The 6306-nt window shown below is 71.9% G+C and carries 6 protein-coding genes; 2 read left to right on the forward strand and 4 right to left on the reverse strand.

The window, feature by feature from the left end; translation table 11 throughout:
* The coding region (locus IE249_RS17315; RefSeq protein WP_229858707.1) for an immune inhibitor A domain-containing protein at positions 1-1882 on the reverse strand (1882 nt) is incomplete at its 3' end.
* A 394-nt stretch (positions 1883-2276) separates the two neighbouring features.
* On the opposite strand from IE249_RS17315, the gene IE249_RS17320 reads away from it, so the two are divergent.
* Positions 2277-2618, forward strand: a complete 342-nt coding sequence (locus tag IE249_RS17320) for a hypothetical protein (RefSeq protein WP_189705708.1) — start codon at positions 2277-2279, stop codon at positions 2616-2618.
* A gap of 27 nt (positions 2619-2645) precedes the next feature.
* On the opposite strand, the gene IE249_RS17325 is transcribed toward IE249_RS17320, so the two are convergent.
* Both IE249_RS17325 and IE249_RS17330 read right to left on the reverse strand, forming a co-directional pair.
* Entirely contained in the window at positions 2646-3317 is a 672-nt protein-coding gene (locus tag IE249_RS17325) for an RDD family protein (RefSeq protein ID WP_189705709.1), read from the reverse strand.
* Between the two features lie 72 nt (positions 3318-3389).
* Positions 3390-4916 carry an RDD family protein gene (locus IE249_RS17330; RefSeq protein WP_189705710.1) on the reverse strand — a complete coding sequence of 509 codons (1527 nt, stop codon included), beginning with the start codon at positions 4914-4916 and terminating at the stop codon, positions 3390-3392.
* Positions 4917-5185: 269 nt separating this feature from the next.
* Between IE249_RS17330 and IE249_RS17335 the strand changes: the two genes are divergently transcribed.
* Entirely contained in the window at positions 5186-5599 is a 414-nt protein-coding gene (locus IE249_RS17335; RefSeq protein WP_189705711.1) for an SsgA family sporulation/cell division regulator, read from the forward strand.
* Positions 5600-5627: 28 nt separating this feature from the next.
* Here IE249_RS17335 and IE249_RS37580 read toward each other — a convergent pair.
* On the reverse strand, positions 5628-6306 hold a 679-nt coding region (locus tag IE249_RS37580), incomplete at its 5' end, for an FAD-linked oxidase C-terminal domain-containing protein (protein WP_308434362.1).

Consider the following 6306-nt stretch of genomic DNA (forward strand, 5'->3'; position numbering starts at 1 on the left):
TGTCGTACGAGACGTACTGACGGTTCTCGGCGATGTAGTACTGCTTGTAGTCCTTGGTGAAGGACGCGCCGATGCGCGAGAAGCCGCTCGCCGTCCAGGCCGCGTCGGCGCTCTCGGCGTTGTCGGAGAACAGCGGCGAACCGTCCGCGGTCAGCGTGATCTCGTCGGCCGCGAAGCCCTTGAGCGCCACACCGCCGTCCGTCTGGTAGCGGAAGCGGAGCTGGATCTTCTGACCCGCGTAGGCGTCGAGGTTGTACGACAGCTTCTTGTAGGCGTCGACCGAACCGGTGAGCGCCGGCTTGTCGCTGCCGTCGCGCGGGATGGCCTGGCCGTCCACCGTGCCGTCCACGGCGGTCCAGTTGGCGCCGCCGTCGGTCGAGACCTCGGTGTAGAGGTAGTCGTAGTTGGCCTCGATGTCGTACCAGCCGTCGAGCGAGAGGGTGGCCGACTTCTTGCCGGTGAGGTCGACGGAACGGGTCAGCGTGTTCTTGAGGTTGTCACCGCTGCCGCTCCACCACTGGGTGGCGCCCTGCGCCGGGTTCACGACCTGGGTGGTGACCGCCTTGTCGGGCAGCGAGACCACCGTGGCCTGCCGGTACTTGGTGTTGTACTCGGCGACGCCCAGCTTGTGCCAGGACTTCACGCCCGCCTTGGCGGTGTCGTAGTTCAGCCAGCCCAGCTGGAGCTTGTCCCAGGCGTTCATGTCGCCGGGCAGGTCGCCGATGGCGTCCTTGCCGCGGCCGAGCCAGGAACCGGAGGACATCAGCGTCCAGAAGCCGGTGGAGTTCTCGCCGCCCGCCGTGTCGTACTCGTCCGGCAGACCGAGGTCGTGGCCGTACTCGTGGGCGTAGACGCCGAGTCCGCCGTTCTCCGGCTGGATGGTGTAGTCGCCGACCCAGATGCCGGAGTCACCGATCTGCGCGCCGCCGAGCTTGTTGTTGTCCGGGCCGGTGGCGCCGGCGTCGGTGCCGAAGGCGTACCAGCGGTGCGCCCAGATCGCGTCGGTGCCCTGGACGCCGCCGCCCGCGGACTCGTCCTCACCGGCGTGCACGATCTGGAAGTGGTCGATGTAGCCGTCCGGCTCGTTGAAGTTGCCGTCGCCGTCGTAGTCGTAGCGGTCCCACTGGTCGTACTTGGCCAGGTCCGCCTTGATGTCGGCGTCGGACTTGCCGGCCGCCTTCTGCTGGGCGACCCAGGCGGTGACGCCGTCCTTGACGACGTTCCACACGCTGGGGCAGTTGGTGGAGCCGCAGTAGTTGGAGCCGTAACGGGCCTCGTTGTAGGGGACCTTGACCCAGTCCGAGACCTCGCCGTCGACCGAGTAGCGGCCCGAGGACTGCTTCTCGTAGTACTTCTTCACCGACTCGGTCTTCTTGCCGGTGCCGAAGTAGAGGTCCTGGAAGTGCTTCTGGTTGTAGTCCTTCTGCCAGGCCGTGGAGTTGTCCTGCTTGCGGTCCGGCGCGGCTATCCGGTTGTGCAGGGGGCCGGCGGTGCCGCCGTACTTCGGGTCCGTCTTGTCGCCGAACTCGACCAGGATGGTGAAGATCTTGTCGGTCTTCTCCCGGCCCAGCTCGACGTACTTGGTGTCGCCCTTCTTGCCCTTGAGCTGGACGACCTTGGAGCCGTGGCGGTCCTGGACCTTGGTCTTGCCGGCGATGAGCTGGTTGAGGGCCTCCTGGCGCTGGGCGTCCTGGGTCTTGCTCAGCGGGCCGTCGAGGTCGTGCTTCTCCATCTTGACCGGCTGCGGGTCGTGCCGGTTCGCGGAGGCGGAGGCGCCCGTGGTGGCGGCCTCCGCGACGGCGAACGTCGAGAACGTGGCGGTGGCCGCCGCGAGCGCGACACCGATCGCGGCCGTTCTGAACGTCCAGGGTCTAGTTGTCACTTGATGTCCTCCCCTGACGCGTGCCCCTGGCGCGGAAGGGGGGTATTCGGGCATGCGAAAGTCCGCGCGCGAGCAACGCGTGTAGTCAAGTGACGACATTTGACTAGAGGTTTACGAGAAAAGACAGACCTTGACTTGGACAGTTCAAGTGCACTATGCGGAGCAGGTGTCCGCTTTACGGACGCGTGACACGGGCGCGCGGGACGTCCACTTGGTGGACGCCATGACTCCGTGCGCCCCCTGTGCATCGGCACCGTGGGTTAGGTCACGCTTACCAGGCGTTCCGCTCGGGCATGCAGGCCATTAGAGTCGATTGGCGGAACGCCCGGAAGTCGGCGGAAAGCCAGGCCGTCACCCCCGTCGCACCCCGAGATCTTCCGAGGACACGATTGCCATGCCTCGTCCGACCGCCGCACAGCTCGCCTACGGTTCCTGCACCGTGATCTTCTCGACGCTCGCCATGCTGCTGCTGTCACAGACGAGTTCGGGCCTCGGGATCGCGGTCATCGCCCTCGCTGCGCTCGCGCTGGGGCTGCTGGTCGCCATGACCGTGCCGCTGCCGAAGCCACGCGCGGTGACGCCGGGCCGTGCCGCCACGCCGGCCGCGTCCGCCCCTGCCGCACCGGCCACCGCGCCCGGCCCCGCTCCTGCGGCCGTCGCGCCGCAGACGGCATCCGCACGGCGCCGGCCCGTCACGGCCGGTGCGGAGCCGGTGCGGGAGCGGGCCGCCTCCTGAGCCGCCGGGCGCGGACCGGCTCGGGCGTCAACCGGTGCTGACCACCACCGTCTTGGCCGCCTTGTCGTGCAGGCCCTGCTTGTAGGGGCGGTCGAAGTAGCTCCAACCCCCGGAGATCGCCAGCCAGATGCAGGCGCAGCAGAACCAGAAGGGGATCCAGAGCACCGCCGCGCGCCCCAGCGCGGTCGTGGCGGACGGGTTCGAGCCGTCGGACAGGTTGGCAACCCGCATCCCCAGCCACTTCTTGCCCAGGGTCTGCCCCGATCTGGCGATCATGAAGGTGTCGTACGCCATGTAGAGCACCACGCCGACGACCGACTGCCCGATGGACCTGCCCACCTCCACCCGGTCGGCGTTCATCGCGTACTCGTTGACCTGGAAGACCCAGGTGAGCAGGCCGACGACGATGCCGACCAGGATCAGGTCGATGATCCGGGCCAGGGTGCGCCTGCCGCTGTCGGCGAGCGGGGGCATGCCGGCGAGCGGGTCGCCGGGGTAGGCGCCACCGCCGTACGGACCGCCTCCGCCGTAAGGGCCGCCGCCTCCGTACGGACTCCCGCCGCCGTACGGGCCCTCGCCCCCGTACGGACTCCCGCCGTACGGGTTGCCGCCGGCCGGTGGTGGCTGGTCACCGGGGGGCGGGGGCGGCGGTCCGGAGCCGTGGGGCGGTTCTGAGCCGGGGGGCGGTTCGGTGCTCATGGGGCGAGTGCATCGCGGAGCCGGTCCGGCCGCATCCGGCGAGCGGCCGGACGGATGACACCGGCGGGACCGTCAGCCGGCCACGAAGGTGTGCGCCGCCTTGTCGTGCCAGCACTGGTGCCAGGGCCGGTCGAACAGACACCACAGGACACCCAGGATGCCGATGCCGAGCAGCCCGGGAACGCTGTAGACGAGCCAGCGGCGCAGGGCCGCGCCGAAGCCCGGGGGCTCGTGCGCCTCGATGTCGCGCACCTGGAGCCCGCAGAGCTTCTTGCCCAGGGTGCGGCCCCACTTGGCGGTGGGCAGCGCCTCGTAGAGGACGCCGAAGAGCAGGATCACGGCGACGACGACGCCCAGGTACCCGGCGGTCGTGCCGTCCAGGAGCCAGACGGTGACGGTGCGGCCGGAGAGCCTGGCCGCGTCGATCTTGGCCTGGACGTGGTCGACCGCCCGGACGCCGAGCGGCACCGCGGCCACGGCCGTGACGCCCGCGAGGACGAGCGAGTCGACGAGCCGGGCGGCCAGCCGCCGGCCCAGACCGGCCGGCCGGGCCGCCGCCTGCCGCCGCGCGACCGCCTGGAACGGGTCCTCCACCGGCGGCTTCCACGGCACCACCGGCTGGTCCTCCACCGGCGGCTTCCACGGCACCACCGGCTGGTCCTCGCCGGCCCCGGCGAGCTGGTGCACCTGCTGGGCCCAGGAGGACTGCCCGCCGCCGGGACCACTGGTGACCGGCGCGGCGGAAGCGGGGGCGGGAGCGCCGTGCGGGGCGGGCTGGACGGGCTGCGCGTGGGCCTGTTGCTGTACGGGCTGCTGCGGTACCGGCTGCTGTTGTGCGGGCTGGGCCTGCTGCTGCGCGGGCTTGGCCGGGGCCGGGGCCGGAGACGGGGATTGGGCCGGGGACTGCGCCTGGGACTGGGCCTGGGCCTGGGCCTGGGCCGGGGACTGTGCCTGGTTCGTCGCCGCGCGTTCGGCGGCCGCCTTGCCCGCCGCGAAACCCGGCGCGCCCGCCGAGTGCTGCGGACCGGACAGCGCCGCGCCGCCCTGGGCGGGCACGCTCGCCGCGCGGAAGGTCATCGTGCCCTCGTCGTCGGCGGGTCCGCCCGGCGACGGGATCCCGGGCGCGGGGAAGGCGCCCTCGGCGGAACGCGCGCCGGCGCCCGTGCCCGGCCCCGCGGCGAGGGCGGCCCTGGGGTCGGCTCCCGCGGCCCCGCCGCCCCACGAGACCCGGCGGTCCTGGTCGCCGCCGAAGCCGGACTGGAGGGAGCGGTCGGCGCCCCAGGCGGAGGCGGGTTCGGGACGGCTGCCGTGCTGCGCCGACGCGGCGCCCGCCGGGTCCGGGTCCAGGCCGCCGCCGTCGACGGGGTCCTCGTCGAAGAAGTGCGGGCCGGTCTCCTCGACCGCCGCAGGGGTCACGGGCTGCGCGGGCCGCACTCCGGGCGGCGGGCTGAGCGGCTCGCCGTCGCCCGGCGCCGGCCTGCTGGTGCCCGGCACCCAGGAGGCGCCGTTCCAGTACCGGACGTATCCGGGGATGGACGGGTCCGGGTAGTACCCCTCGCGGGGCCTGTCGTCACCGGGTGCCGGGGTTGGGGCGCTCATGTCCGTCGTCCCGTATCTGCTTGGGGTCGTCTGGGGGCCTCAACATCTATCAGACCCGCGGGGGCGGCACCGCCAGTCCGGCCGGACCCACTCCTTTCCGGGCAACCTCGTACATCCGCTTCACAACCGCGGAAGCCGAGACGGAAAAAGTTCGGCGGAACCGCGTAATGCCCGCCGCAGGCCCTCCTCTCCCCTTCCACGAGCCCGCTTCCGGGCCCGTGGGACCCGGCGGACACGCACGCCGGACGCGACAGAGAGGACACGGGAACATGCGGCACACCGTGGTGGAGCGGGAGCTGGAACTCCGACTGGTCCTGTCACCCGAGCGGGCCATCCCCGTACCGGCCCGGCTCGAGTACCGCACCGACGACCCCTACGCCGTCCACATCACCTTCCACGTGGACTGCGACCGGCCCGTGCACTGGACCTTCGCCCGTGAACTGCTCGTGGAGGGGGTGTTCCGGCCCTGCGGGCAGGGCGACGTACGGGTGTGGCCCTCGCGGAGCGGGGAGCGCGGCGTGGTGCTGATGGCGCTGGCCTCCCCGACCGGCGAGGCCCTGCTGGAGGCGCCGGCCGCGCCGGTGTCGGCCTGGCTGGAGCGGACGCTGCGCGTGGTGCCGCCGGGCAGCGAGGGCGGCCGGCTCGGCATCGACGACGCGCTCGACGGACTGCTCGCGCCGTGACGGCTGGGCCCCCGCCGGGGCTCCGGGCTCAGAACAGCTTGCCGGGGTTGAGGATGCCCAGCGGGTCGAAGACCTGTTTGACCGCCCGCTGCATCTCCACGCCCACCGGGCCGATCTCGCGGGCCAGCCACTCCTTCTTCAGCACGCCCACGCCGTGCTCGCCGGTGATCGTGCCGCCGAGCCGCAGGCCGAGGGCCATGATCTCGTCGAAGGACTCGCGGGCCCGCCGCGACTCGTCGGCGTCGCCGGCGTCGAAGCAGACCGTGGGGTGCGTGTTGCCGTCGCCGGCGTGTGCGCAGACACCGATGGTGAGCTGGTACTTCTCGGCGATCTGTTCGATGCCGTCGAGCATCTCGCCGAGCCGGGAGCGGGGCACGCACACGTCGTCGATCATCGTCGTGCCCTTGACCGCCTCGAGCGCCGTGAGCGAGAGCCGGCGGGCCTGGAGCAGCATCTCCGACTCGGCCGCGTCGTCGGCGGGGACGACCTGGGTGGCGCCGGCCGCCTCGCACAGGGCGCCCACGGCCGCGAGGTCGGCGGTCGGGTCGGGCGTGTCGAAGGCGGCCAGCAGCAGGGCCTCGGTGGTCTCGGGCAGGCCCATGTGGGCGAGGTCGTTGACGGCCTTCACCGTCGTACGGTCCATGAGCTCCAGCAGCGAGGGCACATGCCCTCCCGCCATGATCCGGCACACCGCGTCGCAGGCGGCG

The organism is Streptomyces anandii JCM 4720, assembly GCF_014650655.1.
GTDB lineage: Bacteria > Actinomycetota > Actinomycetes > Streptomycetales > Streptomycetaceae > Streptomyces > Streptomyces anandii.